At 71.1% G+C, this 12,907-nt stretch carries 27 protein-coding genes; 25 read left to right on the top strand and 2 right to left on the bottom strand.

Annotated elements, in window-relative coordinates; genetic code table 11:
* Positions 1–49 precede the first annotated feature (49 nt).
* On the bottom strand, positions 50–388 hold the full coding sequence (locus ACQP1P_RS38880; RefSeq protein ID WP_433078987.1) for a helix-turn-helix domain-containing protein: 339 nt from the start codon (positions 386–388) through the stop codon (positions 50–52).
* 130 nt (positions 389–518) lie between these two features.
* On the opposite strand from ACQP1P_RS38880, the gene ACQP1P_RS38875 reads away from it, so the two are divergent.
* The 25 genes from ACQP1P_RS38875 to ACQP1P_RS38755 all read left to right on the top strand — a co-directional run bounded on the left by ACQP1P_RS38875 (position 519) and on the right by ACQP1P_RS38755 (position 12,568).
* On the top strand, positions 519–713 hold the full coding sequence (locus ACQP1P_RS38875) for a hypothetical protein (RefSeq protein ID WP_433078985.1): 195 nt from the start codon (positions 519–521) through the stop codon (positions 711–713).
* Positions 714–745: 32 nt separating this feature from the next.
* Entirely contained in the window at positions 746–1,327 is a 582-nt protein-coding gene (locus tag ACQP1P_RS38870; protein WP_433078983.1) for a hypothetical protein, read from the top strand.
* A complete protein-coding gene (locus tag ACQP1P_RS38865) occupies positions 1,324–2,247 on the top strand; it encodes a hypothetical protein (RefSeq protein WP_433078981.1) in 924 nt (307 codons plus the stop codon). Before ACQP1P_RS38870 ends, ACQP1P_RS38865 begins: the two co-directional genes overlap by 4 nt.
* Before the next feature lie 118 nt (positions 2,248–2,365).
* Positions 2,366–2,731 carry a hypothetical protein gene (locus tag ACQP1P_RS38860; protein WP_433078979.1) on the top strand — a complete coding sequence of 122 codons (366 nt, stop codon included), beginning with the start codon at positions 2,366–2,368 and terminating at the stop codon, positions 2,729–2,731.
* Between the two features lies 1 nt (position 2,732).
* Complete coding sequence (locus ACQP1P_RS38855; protein ID WP_433078977.1) at positions 2,733–3,221, top strand: hypothetical protein; 489 nt, start codon at positions 2,733–2,735, stop codon at positions 3,219–3,221.
* Between the two features lies 1 nt (position 3,222).
* Entirely contained in the window at positions 3,223–3,600 is a 378-nt protein-coding gene (locus ACQP1P_RS38850) for an SsgA family sporulation/cell division regulator (protein WP_433078975.1), read from the top strand.
* Positions 3,597–4,124, top strand: a complete 528-nt coding sequence (locus tag ACQP1P_RS38845; protein ID WP_433078973.1) for a VVA0879 family protein — start codon at positions 3,597–3,599, stop codon at positions 4,122–4,124. The genes ACQP1P_RS38850 and ACQP1P_RS38845 overlap by 4 nt, the downstream gene beginning before the upstream one ends.
* A 47-nt stretch (positions 4,125–4,171) precedes the next feature.
* Entirely contained in the window at positions 4,172–4,399 is a 228-nt protein-coding gene (locus tag ACQP1P_RS38840; protein ID WP_433078971.1) for a hypothetical protein, read from the top strand.
* Entirely contained in the window at positions 4,399–4,614 is a 216-nt protein-coding gene (locus ACQP1P_RS38835) for a hypothetical protein (RefSeq protein ID WP_433078969.1), read from the top strand. Before ACQP1P_RS38840 ends, ACQP1P_RS38835 begins: the two co-directional genes overlap by 1 nt.
* The gene (locus tag ACQP1P_RS38830; protein ID WP_433078967.1) at positions 4,611–4,757 is read left to right on the top strand and encodes a hypothetical protein; all 147 of its coding nucleotides are present in this window, start codon (positions 4,611–4,613) and stop codon (positions 4,755–4,757) included. The genes ACQP1P_RS38835 and ACQP1P_RS38830 overlap by 4 nt, the downstream gene beginning before the upstream one ends.
* The gene (locus ACQP1P_RS38825; RefSeq protein WP_433078965.1) at positions 4,754–5,191 is read left to right on the top strand and encodes a hypothetical protein; all 438 of its coding nucleotides are present in this window, start codon (positions 4,754–4,756) and stop codon (positions 5,189–5,191) included. Before ACQP1P_RS38830 ends, ACQP1P_RS38825 begins: the two co-directional genes overlap by 4 nt.
* Positions 5,181–5,663: a hypothetical protein gene (locus ACQP1P_RS38820; RefSeq protein WP_433078963.1), complete on the top strand. Its 483-nt coding sequence runs from the start codon at positions 5,181–5,183 to the stop codon at positions 5,661–5,663. Before ACQP1P_RS38825 ends, ACQP1P_RS38820 begins: the two co-directional genes overlap by 11 nt.
* A complete protein-coding gene (locus tag ACQP1P_RS38815; RefSeq protein ID WP_433078961.1) occupies positions 5,660–5,986 on the top strand; it encodes a hypothetical protein in 327 nt (108 codons plus the stop codon). The genes ACQP1P_RS38820 and ACQP1P_RS38815 overlap by 4 nt, the downstream gene beginning before the upstream one ends.
* The gene (locus ACQP1P_RS38810; protein WP_433078959.1) at positions 5,983–6,438 is read left to right on the top strand and encodes a hypothetical protein; all 456 of its coding nucleotides are present in this window, start codon (positions 5,983–5,985) and stop codon (positions 6,436–6,438) included. The genes ACQP1P_RS38815 and ACQP1P_RS38810 overlap by 4 nt, the downstream gene beginning before the upstream one ends.
* Positions 6,435–6,761, top strand: a complete 327-nt coding sequence (locus ACQP1P_RS38805; protein ID WP_433078957.1) for a hypothetical protein — start codon at positions 6,435–6,437, stop codon at positions 6,759–6,761. Before ACQP1P_RS38810 ends, ACQP1P_RS38805 begins: the two co-directional genes overlap by 4 nt.
* Entirely contained in the window at positions 6,758–8,260 is a 1,503-nt protein-coding gene (locus tag ACQP1P_RS38800; RefSeq protein WP_433078955.1) for a hypothetical protein, read from the top strand. The genes ACQP1P_RS38805 and ACQP1P_RS38800 overlap by 4 nt, the downstream gene beginning before the upstream one ends.
* On the top strand, positions 8,257–8,733 hold the full coding sequence (locus tag ACQP1P_RS38795; protein ID WP_433078953.1) for a hypothetical protein: 477 nt from the start codon (positions 8,257–8,259) through the stop codon (positions 8,731–8,733). The genes ACQP1P_RS38800 and ACQP1P_RS38795 overlap by 4 nt, the downstream gene beginning before the upstream one ends.
* Before the next feature lie 217 nt (positions 8,734–8,950).
* Positions 8,951–9,454 carry a VUT family protein gene (locus ACQP1P_RS38790; RefSeq protein ID WP_433078951.1) on the top strand — a complete coding sequence of 168 codons (504 nt, stop codon included), beginning with the start codon at positions 8,951–8,953 and terminating at the stop codon, positions 9,452–9,454.
* 4 nt (positions 9,455–9,458) lie between these two features.
* Positions 9,459–10,037: a hypothetical protein gene (locus ACQP1P_RS38785; protein ID WP_433078949.1), complete on the top strand. Its 579-nt coding sequence runs from the start codon at positions 9,459–9,461 to the stop codon at positions 10,035–10,037.
* Positions 10,034–10,549 carry a hypothetical protein gene (locus ACQP1P_RS38780; protein WP_433078947.1) on the top strand — a complete coding sequence of 172 codons (516 nt, stop codon included), beginning with the start codon at positions 10,034–10,036 and terminating at the stop codon, positions 10,547–10,549. The genes ACQP1P_RS38785 and ACQP1P_RS38780 overlap by 4 nt, the downstream gene beginning before the upstream one ends.
* Positions 10,546–10,983, top strand: a complete 438-nt coding sequence (locus ACQP1P_RS38775) for an SLOG family protein (RefSeq protein ID WP_433078945.1) — start codon at positions 10,546–10,548, stop codon at positions 10,981–10,983. The genes ACQP1P_RS38780 and ACQP1P_RS38775 overlap by 4 nt, the downstream gene beginning before the upstream one ends.
* A gap of 1 nt (position 10,984) precedes the next feature.
* Positions 10,985–11,269, top strand: coding sequence for a hypothetical protein (locus tag ACQP1P_RS38770; RefSeq protein WP_433078944.1), 285 nt, complete (start codon positions 10,985–10,987; stop codon positions 11,267–11,269).
* Positions 11,266–12,114, top strand: a complete 849-nt coding sequence (locus ACQP1P_RS38765; protein WP_433078942.1) for a hypothetical protein — start codon at positions 11,266–11,268, stop codon at positions 12,112–12,114. The genes ACQP1P_RS38770 and ACQP1P_RS38765 overlap by 4 nt, the downstream gene beginning before the upstream one ends.
* Entirely contained in the window at positions 12,111–12,293 is a 183-nt protein-coding gene (locus ACQP1P_RS38760; RefSeq protein ID WP_433078940.1) for a hypothetical protein, read from the top strand. The genes ACQP1P_RS38765 and ACQP1P_RS38760 overlap by 4 nt, the downstream gene beginning before the upstream one ends.
* The gene (locus ACQP1P_RS38755) at positions 12,245–12,568 is read left to right on the top strand and encodes a WhiB family transcriptional regulator (RefSeq protein ID WP_433078938.1); all 324 of its coding nucleotides are present in this window, start codon (positions 12,245–12,247) and stop codon (positions 12,566–12,568) included. Before ACQP1P_RS38760 ends, ACQP1P_RS38755 begins: the two co-directional genes overlap by 49 nt.
* A gap of 5 nt (positions 12,569–12,573) precedes the next feature.
* Here ACQP1P_RS38755 and ACQP1P_RS38750 read toward each other — a convergent pair whose 3' ends face one another.
* Complete coding sequence (locus ACQP1P_RS38750; protein ID WP_433078936.1) at positions 12,574–12,789, bottom strand: hypothetical protein; 216 nt, start codon at positions 12,787–12,789, stop codon at positions 12,574–12,576.
* Between the last annotated feature and the right edge of the window lie 118 nt (positions 12,790–12,907).

Raw genomic sequence — 12,907 nt, 5'->3', positions numbered from 1 at the left:
CGGTCCGGGAGAATACGCCGCAAGCCGTGAGCGCCGTCACGTCCGTCGGTTACCAGACGGTATCCGACGTGGGTCGTTTCGTCAGCCCCCGCGTTTCGCGGCCCTTCGCGCCGGCCAGCGCGCCACCGAATCGGAGCCAGTCGACATCGATGTCGAGCTTCTCCGCGATGACCCCGGTGATCTCCAGAAAATCGAGCGGTCTCGCTCCGTTCTCCCAGTTGGTCCAGGCGCCTCTGCCCAGGCCGCAGGCGTCGGCCGCCTCGCGGATCGAGACGCCGGCCAGCTTGCGGGCCAGCATCAGGCGGTTCGGCAGTGTGTCGGCGGGGATTCGTCCCCGTCGCTGCGCACGGTCGAGTTCGTGCTCGTCGTGCTCCCCAGGACTGGTCATGACAAGCATTCTGACGCACTGACAGACGGCTTGACAATGCCTAGCAACTGCCACATCGCGAACAGGACTGGCCAAACGGATTAGGACTTGCCATTGACAAGCCCTCTGACCAAATGTCAGTGTGCTTGTCATGACCGACCGCCCGGTGCTCTACCAACTCCTCGAGGCCCGCCTCGGCGAGCCGCTCGCGGACTACGTCGCCGCCCGCCGGCCGACGACCTCGTGGCGGCAGCTCGCCGGAGACCTCTCCGACCGCACCAACACCGCCGTGTCCTTCGAGTCCCTCCGCACCTGGTTCGCCGACGACGCGGAGCGTGCGGCATGAGCGCGGGGCGAAACTCACGGAAGCCCAGCCCGATGGATCTGATGGTCGATGTCATGGCGGCCATGCTGGGGGACCGGCAGGCCCCGCGCCTCGTGGCCGTTGACGGCCAGATCAAGATTCAGAACTGGCGCAATGAAATTGACCTTCGCAAGCAGCTGGCGCGCCTCGCCCACCTGTATGGCTGGAATGTCAGCGAAGAGGTCGTTGTCCCCGGATGGGGAAGGATCGACATCGTCCTTGAGGACGAGGACCTCCCGAACAAGCCGATCCTCATCGAGCTGAAGCTAGAGATCAGGCGGCCCTCCGAGGCGCGCAAAGCCTTCCAGCAGATCGACGGCTACGGCCGGTGGTGGAAGGCGACGCGGAATCAGGGCGCCGAACTCGTTCTCTGTGTCGTCGACCACGAACCGGCTGTCACCAGGCCTGTGGCTGACGCGTATCCGGAAGTCTCGCTCCACTCGGCGGGCGAGGTCATGGCCTTCCTGCCGCACTGGCGTACACCCGCCGACGTCCGGTGGGCTGCCGCGCGCGACCGCCTTGCCGACGCCAGGAAGACCCTGGCTCTCCACGAGCAGGCGGTCGCCGACATCGTGCAGATCGAGAGCCGATCATGAGCGCGAAGAAGCAGCTCGTGTCCGGCGAAGAGCTGCGCGCTCGCCGTGACGCCCGCCTCGCCGGCTGGCCCGACGCGCGGCAACAGGCGCAGCACCACGAGCAGATGCTCCTCAAGGGCATCGGCTCCGCCCAAGACGCCTTCGACTGGATCATTGAGCACGGCGCCTGGACGGACCTCGGGTTCGAATCGGTCGCCGAGTGGTGGACGACGAACGTCCGACCGGTGATGGTGCGGCTGGAGATGCGGCCGACTCCCGCGATGGTTGAGAAGCTCCTGGCCAAGGTCCGCGAGGTCGAGAGCGCTCTGCCGCGGGCCCAGCGCCGCACGCAGCGAGAGCTTGAGTCGCTGACCCTGGCGAGCGAGTGGCAGGTCCGCGGCCGAACCGAGACCCGGAATCGGCGGTCCGCCGCTGGGAGCGATCTTGACGCGCGTCCCGCCGAGCCCACCGATACGGCTGCCGTGGCTGCGCATGGCCCGGCAGATGACGAGCCCCAGCGGGACTCCAACCCCGGCTCGTCAGCGGCAGGCTCCGGAGACCCCGCTCCGGAGCCTGCCGTAACCCCAACAGACATCACCGAAGACGACGCCCGGCCTAACACGGACGACGTCCCACCGCCGCCCGCCTCGGATCAAGGGGTGGACGAGGCCGGCGGCCAGGCCCACGACCCGGAGGTACTGCTGACCTCCGGCGAGGCCGACCCGGTGCAGGACGGGACAGGGGCGACCCGTCCTGCACCGGACCCCAGCGACCCCGCAGCGCTCCTCGACTGGTTCGCCGGCGTCTTGGAGCAGGTCGAGCCCGACGTGTCCGGACCGCTCCTGACGAGCGAAGACATGGCGCTCATCGGCGCCTCGCTCGACCGGGTCGTGTTCATCGTCGAGCTGCTGCAGAAGTGGTTCGACCGCACCCAGCCGTAGAGACCCCGGCCCGCGGTGATCCCTCCCGTCGCGGGCCGGACTTCCCAAAAACGCAGACCAGCGCCCCCGCCTATCGCCTCGACAGCACGGCAGGGACGCCGACACAAGGAGCGTACCGATGACCTTCCTCGACCGCACCCTCGGCACCGGCGACAAGCCCCTCTGGTTCGTCGTCGAACGGGAGCCGTACGGCAACACCGGCTCCGCCCGCGTCTCCCGCGACAGCGCCCTGTGGGCGTTCACCAGCCGCCTGACCGGCGCCGCCTGGGACGGCGAGGGCTACAGCCCCTGGGACGGCACCCGCCGGCTCATGGTGACCTGCCTCGCCCCCGTCGCCGTCCTCGCGCCCGGCGACGACGCCGAGCCGTACACGCCCGACGACGAGCCCCTCCCGGCCGCCGAAGACCGCCTCCGCGAGGTCCTCGGCGACGACTACGACCTCATCGTCCACGGCCCCCGAGTCGCGTCCCTCCTGGAGAGCTGAGATGACCACGGACGACCGCGAGGCCTTCATCGAGGGCCTGCACCAGATCGCCGACTTCCTCGCCGAGCACCCCGAGGTGCCGCTGCCGAACATGAGCTCGTACGTCGGCGGGCGCTACGTCCCGTCGTTCTCGATCTACACGCACTGCGTCGACCCCACGAACCGCTCCGACAGCCGCGACCAGCGCACCAAGCTCGCCGACATCGCCCGGGCCATGGGCCGCGCCGAGAAGAGCACCGACTTCGAGTTCGCGGTCTGGCGCCGGTTCTCCGGCGTCGTCCTCGCCGCCTACGCCGAGCGGAACGAGGTGTGCGAGCGGGTCGTCACCGGCACCCGCGAGGTCACCAAGGAGGTCCCCGACCCGGCCGCCCTCGCCGCCGTCCCGAAGGTCACCGTCACCGAGACCGTCGAGGACGTCGAGTGGGTCTGCCAGCCGCTGCTCAAGCCCGCCTCCACGAGTCTGCTCCGCGTGCCCGACGAGGTGGCCTGAGATGGCCGTCATCACCCGCCGCGTCTCCTTCGCCGGCACCGTCGACGTCGAGCCCGTCCGCGGCCACATCGACCTGGCCTACGACACCGACCGGCCCTTCCACGTCTTCATCACCTTCATCGAGGACCACACCACGTGGTTCTTCGCCCGGGACGTCCTCGCCAGGCGCGTCCCCGGCACCCACGACGTCCGCGTCGACGTCGACGGCATGTGGACGATCCTCCGGCTCGTCAGCCCCGAAGGCGAAGCCGAAATCAAGATCGTCCGCGCCCACATCGACGCGTTCCTCGCCGCCACCACCCGAGCAGTGCCGTACGGCGCCGAGAAGCTCGACTTCGACGCCGAGCTCGACGCCCTCCTCAAGGACGGTGCCCGGTGAGCGCCCTCACGATGGTCCGAACGCTGACCCAGCAGGAACTCTGTGACGCCGCCCGCGAGCGGTTCGGCGACGACCCGAAGCTGTGGGCGTTCATCTGCCCGAACTGCGGCGACGTCGCGAACGCTCAGGACTTCATCGCCGCTGGGGCCGACCCGGCCGCGATCGGCCAGCACTGCATCGGCCGCGAGCTGGGTGCGCTCGCGAAGCCGCCGACGAACACGCGCGGCTGCGACTGGGCCGCCTACGGGCTGCTCGGCGGGCCGTGGACGATCATCCTTCCCGCAGAGGGCGACAAGCCCGAGAGGTCGGCGCGGAGCTTCGCCCTCGCGCCCGACCCGACCTACGTGGACACGGTCAAGAAGGGCGACCGCCTGGTCTGGTCCGGCGTCTCGATGGTCGTCACGCGTGTCAGCAAGTCGGGCTCATGGGCGGACATCGAGTGCTCGGACGGCGAGCGCCGCTGGACGAAGCGGCAGCAGCTGCCGTTCCCGGACGGCACGAGGCGCGCGGGCGGTGCCGGGTGACCCAGATCGTTAACGGTCTTGCCGTCACGCCCCGACGGCGAGCGCTCATGCACGCCATCACCGAGGCGGGACGCGTCTACTACGAGCCCTCCGCCAAGGCCGCGTTCGACCGGGTCTCCGGGATGCGGGTCACCGAGAAGCTCCGGGAGCTGCTGAACGCCGGCTGGATCCGCGTGACCCAGCCCGGAGAGCGCACCCGGGGCGAGTCCGAGCACCTCGTCTACTACAGGCCCACCGACGACTTCGGCAGGGCAGTCCTGAAGGGAGATCGGTGATGAGCCGCTTCTCGTGCCCCTGCGGCCTCGAAGCCGACGTGCCCGCCGACGAAATGCTCGACTTCGTCAATGCGCACGAGTGCCGCTTCCACAAGGCCGCGCCGGTCGAGCCGAAGACCGCCCACCAGGCGTGGGCCGGCGTCGCCGAGCTGCTGCTGTTCACCGTGCTCGTCCTCGGCGTCTGCTCACTGTGCATGTGGGGGCTGACCCGATGACCGACCTCGAAACCGTCGCCCGAGCAGAAGACCGCTCCCGCGCCCTCGAAGAGATGCGCGACCTCATCGACGAGTACGGGGCACCCATCTGCACCGACGGAGTGTGGCGGTTCCCGGCAAGTGAAGGAGAAGAGCAGCAGTGAGCGCCTCCGCGAAGCGTCGCCGCGACCTCCGTCGGCGCCGGTACGACGCCGCGACCCGCCCGCAGTTTCGCGGGCTGCGCCGGACCTACCCCCTCACGCCCGAAGGCGTCGAGCGGGCGCTGACCGCGCTCGGCCGCACCAGCGGTGCCGTGGCCGGGCGGATGGCGGCGCTCGGGATCCGCGGCCAGCTGGACAACGACTGCGACTGCCCGATCGGCCGCTACCTGCCCGCCGTCGTTCCGGGACTGGAGCGGGTCAGCGTCGGCAGCACGGAGGCGTTCGTCTCCGGCTGGGAGCACGACGACCTCGGCTTCACCGTCCATTTCGGGCCGATGCACATTTCGCTGCCCGAGGCCGTCACCGACTTCATCGAGGCGTTCGACGCCGAGCGCTACCCCGAACTCATCGAAGAGGTGAAACCGCATGTGGGCTGACTTCCTCATCGCGCTCGGCCTGGCCGTGCTCGGCGGCGCCGTCGTGGTCGTCATCCGCCGGCGTGGCGGCGGCCCGGCCGAGCGGCACCGGGTCCGGGCTATCGCCGCCGCGATCGCCCCGCTGCCCGACCTCCGCAACGCCGACGAACACGAACACGTCCAGGAGATCCACGCCCTGTACGAGCAGTACCGCACCGACGAGTTCCCGACCCTCGCGTTCGACGCCGACCCGCTCGGCGCACCCATCCCCGACGGCTACCGGGTCGAGGCGGAGCAGTTCTTCCACGACTTGGCCGCCGACCGGCTGTCCGCGTTCACCTGGACCACGGCCCAGCGCGAGACGGTGGCGCTCGCCTCGGTGCCCATCCCGCACGTCCCGACCGTCGAGCCGTTCGCGCTCGAAGGGCCGACCGGCGTGTTCTCCAAGGACTGGATCGACAGCGTCATGACGCGAGAGGCGGCCACCCGATGAGCGCCGACCTGCTCCGCCGTGCCGCCGCGAAGCTCCGCGAGCACGCCGAGAAGGCCTCCGGCGGCGACTGGGACGCCGACGGCACCGAGCTGTACGCCGAGAACGGCGCCATCTGGATCGGGCAGATGGACGGCGACGAGAAGGAGGGCGTCGCGAACGCCAGCCTGGCCGCCCTCATGCACCCGCCCGTCGCCCTGGCGCTCGCCGCCGCCATGGACGAGGTGGCGGTGGGGATCGAGTACGACCCGATGCTCCTCGCCGCGTTCGGCTACGCCGAGCTGATCGCGGTGGCTCGTGCGGTGCTCCGTGAGGAGGCGTCGTGACCGAGCAGCACCGCAAGCCGGTCCGGCTGGCGCACGCCGTGCTGCAGGCGGCTGTCGAGCAGGACTTGGGCAAGGCCGAGCGGCTGCTGCACCGGCTGAACGCCGAGTGCCCGGGCCCGGGCCTGGGTGATGCGCTGGTGGCGTGGTGCGACGCGCTGGCGGAGCACGCCAACGACGGCATGCCCGAGTTCGGGAAGGTCCGCGTCCTGGACATCAACCAGGAGACGGGCGCCCAGCTGACCGAGCTGACTCCGACGCAGCGGTGGGCCAACCGGATGATCGTGGCCCGGGCCGCCGGTGACCGGCGCGCGTTCGAGGCGCTGCTGGCCGAGGTCAACGCGATCGGGGACGGCCGGGAGCGGGGCCGGTACGTGGTCGAGCTGGTCCTGGCCGTGGCCGGGACGATCCGGCTGTTCCCGCGCGGCTACGCCCGGATGGGCGGGGTGTCGTGATCCACACCCTTCTCGGCTGCCTGTTCCTGATCATTGCCGTCGCCGCCGTCGGCTACTGGCTCGCCTGCGACGCACCCACACCGGCGCCGTTCCTGCGCGCTCTCCGGTACCGGCTCCGGCACGACCCGGAGCCGTTCGCGATCGCCCCCGATCCCGATCCCGTCGTCGAGCACTTCACCACCGCGCCCAAGGTCGTGGCCGGACAGGACCTCGACGACAGCAAGCTCATCGCCGAACTCCAGCAGGCGTACGCCGACTACCGCCGAGGCGAGGACATCTTCGCCGGCGCCCGACACGAGCCCTCACCGGAGGTAAAGCAGTGAGCACCCCGATCGGCACCGTCATCCAGCCCGGGGAGTCCATCCCCGAAGACGTGACCCGCGTGCGGGACCGCGCCGACGACACCTGGGAGCCGGAGGGCTTCAGCTGGATCTGCACGCGGTACCGGGGCGAGGTCGGCATGCACGGCACGTCCGCTGGCGGCGGGACGCTGTCGGCCGCGTGGGGCCCGCTCACGGTGACTGCCGTACGCGAGCAGCCCGCCGAGCCCGCGCGGAAGTGCCCCGGCTGCGGCGGACAGCCGCACGTCGGGCTCTCCTGCATCGACGCGGGCCACGTCCGCCCGCTCGTCGAGGACGAGAAGCACGCCGCGCCGGACCTGCTCGACCTCGTACGGCAGTACGGCGCGACGGCTCACAAGGACGGCTACTTCGGTGCTTCGGCTCGGCCGCTGTTCGCCCGGATCGAGGCCGAGGTGCAGCGCCTGCGCGACGAGTTGGCCGCCGTCCAGGCCGAGCCGGAGCCGGAGCCGGAGGGCGGGCTGCTCGACTTGATCGGAGCCGGGGTGCGGCGCCTGATCGGCGAGCGCGACACGTGGATCGAGCAGCACCGACAGCGCGGCGTCGAGATCGAGAAGTACAAGGCGGGCGCCGACAGCTACCGCCAGCAGCGCGACGAGGCGCTGGCCGAGGTCGCGCGCCTCAAGGCCGCCGCGCCCGGCCGGACCGAGCAGGCGCGCGACGGGAACGGCTACCCGCTGTTCATCCACGCCTGCGGGCACGTGTCGCCGGGGCCGACGCCTGGCGTGGCTGAGGGCGAGCACTACTGCTTCCCGGCGTGCCCGAAGCCCGGCGCGTGGCGCCCGCTGCTCGTCGCCACCGACGCCCCGCAGCAGGACGGCCCGGCACCCGAGCGCATCGCCCAAGCCCACGACTTCAACGGCGTGCCGCTGTGGATTCACCTGTGCGGCGAGGTCGAAGCCTTCCGCAACGTGCCGCTCGACGAACCACCCTTCGGCGACGGCTGCGACCGGTGCGACAGCGGATACCCGCAGCCCGGCGACTGGCGGCCCCTGCTGGCCGAACCCTCGCTCCGGCCGCCCGGCCCGGCGAAGGCGCAGCAGGACGGCCCTGTCGTCCTCACGCTGCCCGAGGTACCCGAGGGCGCCGTGGCGCTCACCGGCGGGACGCGGTGGGTGCGCTCTCCGTACCTGCCCGACGCGTGGGTGCTCGACGGCGGCAGCGTCCCACACATGCTTGGCGCGGTGCTGGACCGCGAGGGCTCCGTGACCGTGGAGATGGCCCCGCCGCGCGAGCCGCGCACCTGGCCCAAGCTCGACGAGGCTCCGGGAGGTGAGCCGCAGCTGCGCGGCGCCTCCGGCACCGTCTACCGCTACAGCCACTACACCGAGGGCGTCCCGGTCTACCGCGCCTGCGACGAGACGACCGGCGAGCTGGTCGGCCGCAGCTACTCCTTCTACGTCCTGCAGCACCTCGACGGCCCGCTCACCGAGGTGTTCGACGCCGAGGCAGGTACCCGGTGAGCGCGCCGTCCTTCATCGCCGAGGCGCCGCTTCGGCAGGCGCGGAGGTACGTCGACCGCGACCTCGCGGAGCGCGCGGCGCCGGCCGAACTGCGATGGCTGTACGACCATCCGGTGCTGTGGCTGCGCGCCCTGATCCAGGTCGAGCTCGACGTGAACAGCCACATCGAGAAGTCGAAGAGCAACCTCGTCGACCTGAAGCCGGACCCGGGCGTCGCGCCGTCGCGCGAGTACCTGGACGCCAAGGCCGAGCTGGACCGCCGCAACGCCAACCGTGCGCACTTCAAGCGGCTCGTCGAGAAGCGCAAAGCCGAGGTCGTCACGATCATCGGCACCGACCGGCCGATCATCGCCGGTGACTTCGTCTACCTGCTGGTCCGGCTTGCGGAACTGATCGCCGACGACGAGGTGACCAACGCCCGGGACTTCGCGCTCTATTGGGCCGACAGGCTTGCCCGCGAGAGCCCGCCGTGATCCGTTCCTGGTTCCGCCGGAGGCGGCTGCTCCTCCAAACGATCGAGGCTCTTGAGGCCGAGAACGCACGGCTTCGCGACGAAAACGATGGGTTGCGGCTCGTGTCGTGGATCCGCAACCCTCCCCGCCCTGCACCGAGACCCCGTCCTGAACCACATCCGGTCCGTGCCGCACGCCACCAGGCGGCGGAGGCGACCGAGTTCTTCCCGAGGAGACGATGGTGAGGTACCTCGCCGCATTCTTGTTCGTCGTGCTGGTCGTGGCCGCGAACTGGCTGACCGCAACGTTCGGCGTCGTGGCCGGCTTGGTAACGGCGGGAACGTTCGCCGCAGGTCTGGTGCTGTTGGTGCGCGACTGGTTGCAGGAGGTCGGCGGCCGCTGGTGGGTCGTCGCGGCGATCGCCGCTGGTGCGCTGATCTCGGTGTGGATGTCGAGCCCGGCGCTGGCGCTCGCCTCCGGCGTTGCGTTCGCCGTGTCCGAGCTGGCGGACTTCGCGGTGTACACGCCGCTGCGCCGGCGCACCCTGGCTGGCTCGATGGCGCTGTCGAACACCGTCGGCGCGGTCGTCGACTCGCTGCTGTTCCTGAGCTTGGCCGGCTTCCCGCCGACCCAGTGGGCCACACAGTCGGTGATCAAGGTGGCGGTGACGTTGCCGTTCATCGCCGTGGTGGTGATCGGCAATGCGGTACTTCGCAACCGCATCAGGACCCAACGTGTGTGACGCCATGGACCGCGGACTGCTCGGCCAGATCGCCACCCCTGCCGCCGGGAACAGGGTCGTTGCGGGCCGCGAGTGGTGCGCCGACAATGCCGTGTTTGCCGGCCGGTACCCGGGCGACGCCGCCTACTTGACGTGGCTTGCCCGCCTGCGCCCACACCGTCGTTCGTGCCGGTTCGTCGTCGCCCCCGACGTCGTCGGCGACGCCCGAGCGACGCTGGACCGCTCGCTGCCGATGCTGCAGGCCATCCGCGCCGCCGGCTACCCGGTCGCCCTGGCCGCACAGAACGGGCTCGAGGACCTGTACGTGCCATGGGACGCCTTCGACTGCCTGTTCCTCGGCGGCGACACGGCGTGGAAGCTCGGCCCGCACGCCGCCGCACTGACCGCCCAGGCGAAGCACCACGGCAAGTGGGTCCACATGGGCCGCGTCAACAGCTGGGAGCGGCTCCGAATCGCCCGGCAGTTCGGCTGCGACTCCGTCGATGGCACCTATCTGGCGTTCGGGCCAGACAAGAACCTGCCGAAGTTGCTGCGGTGGCTGACCGAGGTCAACAACCAGGGCCTGCTGTGGGAGGCGTCGTGAAGCGGAGCCGGATCGAGCGGAAGAAGCCGTTCGTGTCGAAGACCGGTCTGCGCCGACGGAAGCCGATGCAGCGGGCCTCGGCCTCCGTCCAGCCCGGCGCCCGGTCGTCGCTCACCAGGAAGGCACCGATGAAGACGGCTGCGCCGAAGCCCGCCGTTCCCAGGAAGCAGCGTGACCGCCTCCGGGAGCGCGCGGGCGAGGGCGAGTGGTGCGAGATCCGGCAGGCGTGCTGCCTTGGGCGTGGCACCGACCCGTCGCATCGGGTGAGCCGGAAGAGCGGAGGCCGGCACGGCGATGCCGCGGTCGAAGCGGCGCAGCTGAGTTGTCTCGTCTGGGCGTGCCGGGCCTGCCACGACCTCTGTCACGACCGTCCACTGTTCGCGGAGCGGATGGGCTGGTTCGTCCGTGAGGGCTTCGACCCGCGCAAGGAGCCGGTGCTCATCGGCGGCCGGAAGGTACTGCTCGGCGACGACGGTTCGGTCACGCCATACCAGGAAGGGGAAGCCGCATGAGGATCTTGGTAACGGGGTCGCGCACCTGGGACGACGCGAAGACGATCCGCGAAGCGCTCGAGGCCCTGGCCGCGTCGTTCGCCGCGTCCGGTGTGCAGCGGATGACCGTCGTGCACGGTGCGTGCCCGAACGGCGCCGACGAGGTCGCCGACCAGTGGGTCCGCTACTACCGGGGCCCGCTCGCCGTGACCGCGGAACGGCACCCGGCGAAGTGGAAGGTCTTCGGGAAGCGGGCCGGGATGGTCCGTAACGAGCTGATGGTCGCCGCCGGCGCAGACCTGTGCCTGGCGTTCATCCGCGACGCGTCCCGCGGCGCCACCCACTGCGCCGAGCTGGCGTCGGACCGGGGTATCCCGTTGCGGGTCTTCCACTACGGCGAGCCCGGGGTGACGGCGATGGACTCCCGGCACCTCGCCGACGAGGACGTGATCTGACGTGCTCCCCGGCACCTACGAGGTCCGTTCCCTCGACACCGGCGCCACCGCCACAGTCCCGCTGTACGGGCGCCCGTCCGGACGGCTGGCCCGCGAGCGCGTCGTGGCCGCCATCGCCGACTACTGGACGGTGCACGGCTATGCGCCGACGCTGCGGGAGGTCGCCGCGGCGGTCGGCTTGCGGCAGGCGAACGCCGTGCTCGACCACGTCGGCATCCTCACCGCCGCCGGCCGCGTCGCGCACGAGCCGCACACGCCCCGGTCCCTGCGGGTGGTGGAGCGGTGAGCGACCGTCCTCACGGCTACGCCCGGTACCGGCTCGACGGGTGCCGCTGCGAGGTGTGCGGGACGGCCCGCCGGGAGTACGACCGGCGGCGGGTCCGGCGCACGGCGCAGGGCCGCTGGCAGCCGTTCGTCGAGCCGGGCCCGGCCCGCGCGCACGCCGAGGCGCTGCGCGCGGCCGGGCTCGGCACCCGGCAGATCGCGGCCCTCGCCGGGATCAACCGGAAAGCGCTCCAGGACGTCCTGAACGGCTCGACCGGCCGCATCCGCCCGGCGACGGCGGCCGCGCTGCTCGCCGTGCCGCTGACGGCGGAGGTCGCCGCGAAGACCGTCGTGCCCGCGGTCGGCACCCACCGGTGCCAGCAGGCGCTCGCGGCCGCCGGCTGGTCGCTGACCATGCAGGCGGCCGAGGTCGGCTGGACCGTGTCGAACTACTTCGGGCTGCTGCGCCGGACCGCGGTCATCGCGCAGACGGCCCGGCTGGTCCGGGACCTGTACGAGCGGTGGCAGGCGCTGCCGCCGCCGGAGGGTCACGCCGCGAACCTCGCCCGGCGCCGCGCCCGGGAGAAGTCATGGTTCCCGCCGTTCGCGTGGGACGACGACATCGACAACCCGGACGCCCTGCCATGCCTGCTGCCCCCGGTCGAGCCCGTCGACCGTGACCTCGAACTCCTGGTCCAGCATCTCGCCGCCGGCCATCCGGCTGTGCCGACAACCGCGGCACGGCTCGAGGTCGTCCGCCGCACCGACGGCTGGCCCGCGGCAGAGATCGCCGCGGTCGCCCGCTGCTCACCGGACTACGTGTGGACGCTGCGCAGCAGGCTCGGGCTGACGAGGAGGTCGGCGTGATCGGCCCGGTCGACGACGACGAGCGCGAGCAGCTGATCCGGGCGCTCGTCGTGGAACGGTTCGGCGGCAGGCCGGTCCGGCCCGGCACCGGCGAGTCTCCGCAGGTGATCGCCCGCCGACGCCGGGTGCTGTGCGGGCTGCCCGAGGACGCACCCCACATCGCCGGGGAGGCCGCGTGAACACGATCGCGTCCACCGGGCCACCCCGGGTCGAGTCCTGGCCTCCACGAGCCTGCGAGGGCCGGGATACAGACCTGTGGTTCCCCGTCCACGGGGCCAGGGATGCGCAGCTGCAGCGGGAACGGGCGAAACGGGTGTGCCGCGGGTGCGCGGCCCGCCTGCATTGCGCCGCCTACGCGCTCCCGATCGGAGACCTCGCCGGGATCTGGGCCGCGATGACACCCGGGGATCGGGAGCGAGAACGGGAACGGCAACGACAGAAGAAGGAGGCGTAGGTGACTCAGTCGCTGAGGATCTTCGACACGTACTCGCGGGTATACCCGGTGCGCCTCGCAGCCTCGGAGATGTTCAGCAGCTCCGGGCCGACGGCTGCGCGGATGGCTGCATGCAGCTCGGCGCGACGGTCCTTCATGACCTGCTCAGCGCGGCGGAAGCGGGCGGCGGCGGCGTCCAGTTCGGCCACCTCCGGCTTCGGGGGGTTGTCGCGTCCAGGCATGCCGCTGAGTGTCCCATGAGTCACTCCGTGAAACAACACCGCGACCTCAGTTCACTCCTGCGTGTCGAATTGACTCCGCGACCTGAACCCGCGAACATAGTTCACGTCAAACACTCGT

The organism is Dactylosporangium sp. CA-052675 (assembly GCF_050947935.1).
Lineage (GTDB): Bacteria > Actinomycetota > Actinomycetes > Mycobacteriales > Micromonosporaceae > Dactylosporangium.
The sequence above is the reverse complement of the archived record's forward strand: the minus strand, read 5'-3'. Positions and strand labels throughout refer to the sequence as shown.

Coding starts and splice junctions, on each gene's coding strand:
- ACQP1P_RS38855 (WP_433078977.1), top strand. CDS start 2,733: ATGACCACGGACGACCGCGAGGCCTTCATCGAGGGCCTGCACCAGATC.
- ACQP1P_RS38850 (WP_433078975.1), top strand. CDS start 3,223: ATGGCCGTCATCACCCGCCGCGTCTCCTTCGCCGGCACCGTCGACGTC.
- ACQP1P_RS38820 (WP_433078963.1), top strand. CDS start 5,181: ATGTGGGCTGACTTCCTCATCGCGCTCGGCCTGGCCGTGCTCGGCGGC.
- ACQP1P_RS38790 (WP_433078951.1), top strand. CDS start 8,951: ATGGTGAGGTACCTCGCCGCATTCTTGTTCGTCGTGCTGGTCGTGGCC.
- ACQP1P_RS38815 (WP_433078961.1), top strand. CDS start 5,660: ATGAGCGCCGACCTGCTCCGCCGTGCCGCCGCGAAGCTCCGCGAGCAC.
- ACQP1P_RS38880 (WP_433078987.1), bottom strand. CDS start 388: ATGACCAGTCCTGGGGAGCACGACGAGCACGAACTCGACCGTGCGCAG.
- ACQP1P_RS38750 (WP_433078936.1), bottom strand. CDS start 12,789: ATGCCTGGACGCGACAACCCCCCGAAGCCGGAGGTGGCCGAACTGGAC.
- ACQP1P_RS38775 (WP_433078945.1), top strand. CDS start 10,546: ATGAGGATCTTGGTAACGGGGTCGCGCACCTGGGACGACGCGAAGACG.
- ACQP1P_RS38870 (WP_433078983.1), top strand. CDS start 746: ATGGATCTGATGGTCGATGTCATGGCGGCCATGCTGGGGGACCGGCAG.
- ACQP1P_RS38865 (WP_433078981.1), top strand. CDS start 1,324: ATGAGCGCGAAGAAGCAGCTCGTGTCCGGCGAAGAGCTGCGCGCTCGC.
- ACQP1P_RS38860 (WP_433078979.1), top strand. CDS start 2,366: ATGACCTTCCTCGACCGCACCCTCGGCACCGGCGACAAGCCCCTCTGG.
- ACQP1P_RS38785 (WP_433078949.1), top strand. CDS start 9,459: ATGGACCGCGGACTGCTCGGCCAGATCGCCACCCCTGCCGCCGGGAAC.
- ACQP1P_RS38830 (WP_433078967.1), top strand. CDS start 4,611: ATGACCGACCTCGAAACCGTCGCCCGAGCAGAAGACCGCTCCCGCGCC.
- ACQP1P_RS38835 (WP_433078969.1), top strand. CDS start 4,399: ATGAGCCGCTTCTCGTGCCCCTGCGGCCTCGAAGCCGACGTGCCCGCC.
- ACQP1P_RS38840 (WP_433078971.1), top strand. CDS start 4,172: ATGCACGCCATCACCGAGGCGGGACGCGTCTACTACGAGCCCTCCGCC.
- ACQP1P_RS38875 (WP_433078985.1), top strand. CDS start 519: ATGACCGACCGCCCGGTGCTCTACCAACTCCTCGAGGCCCGCCTCGGC.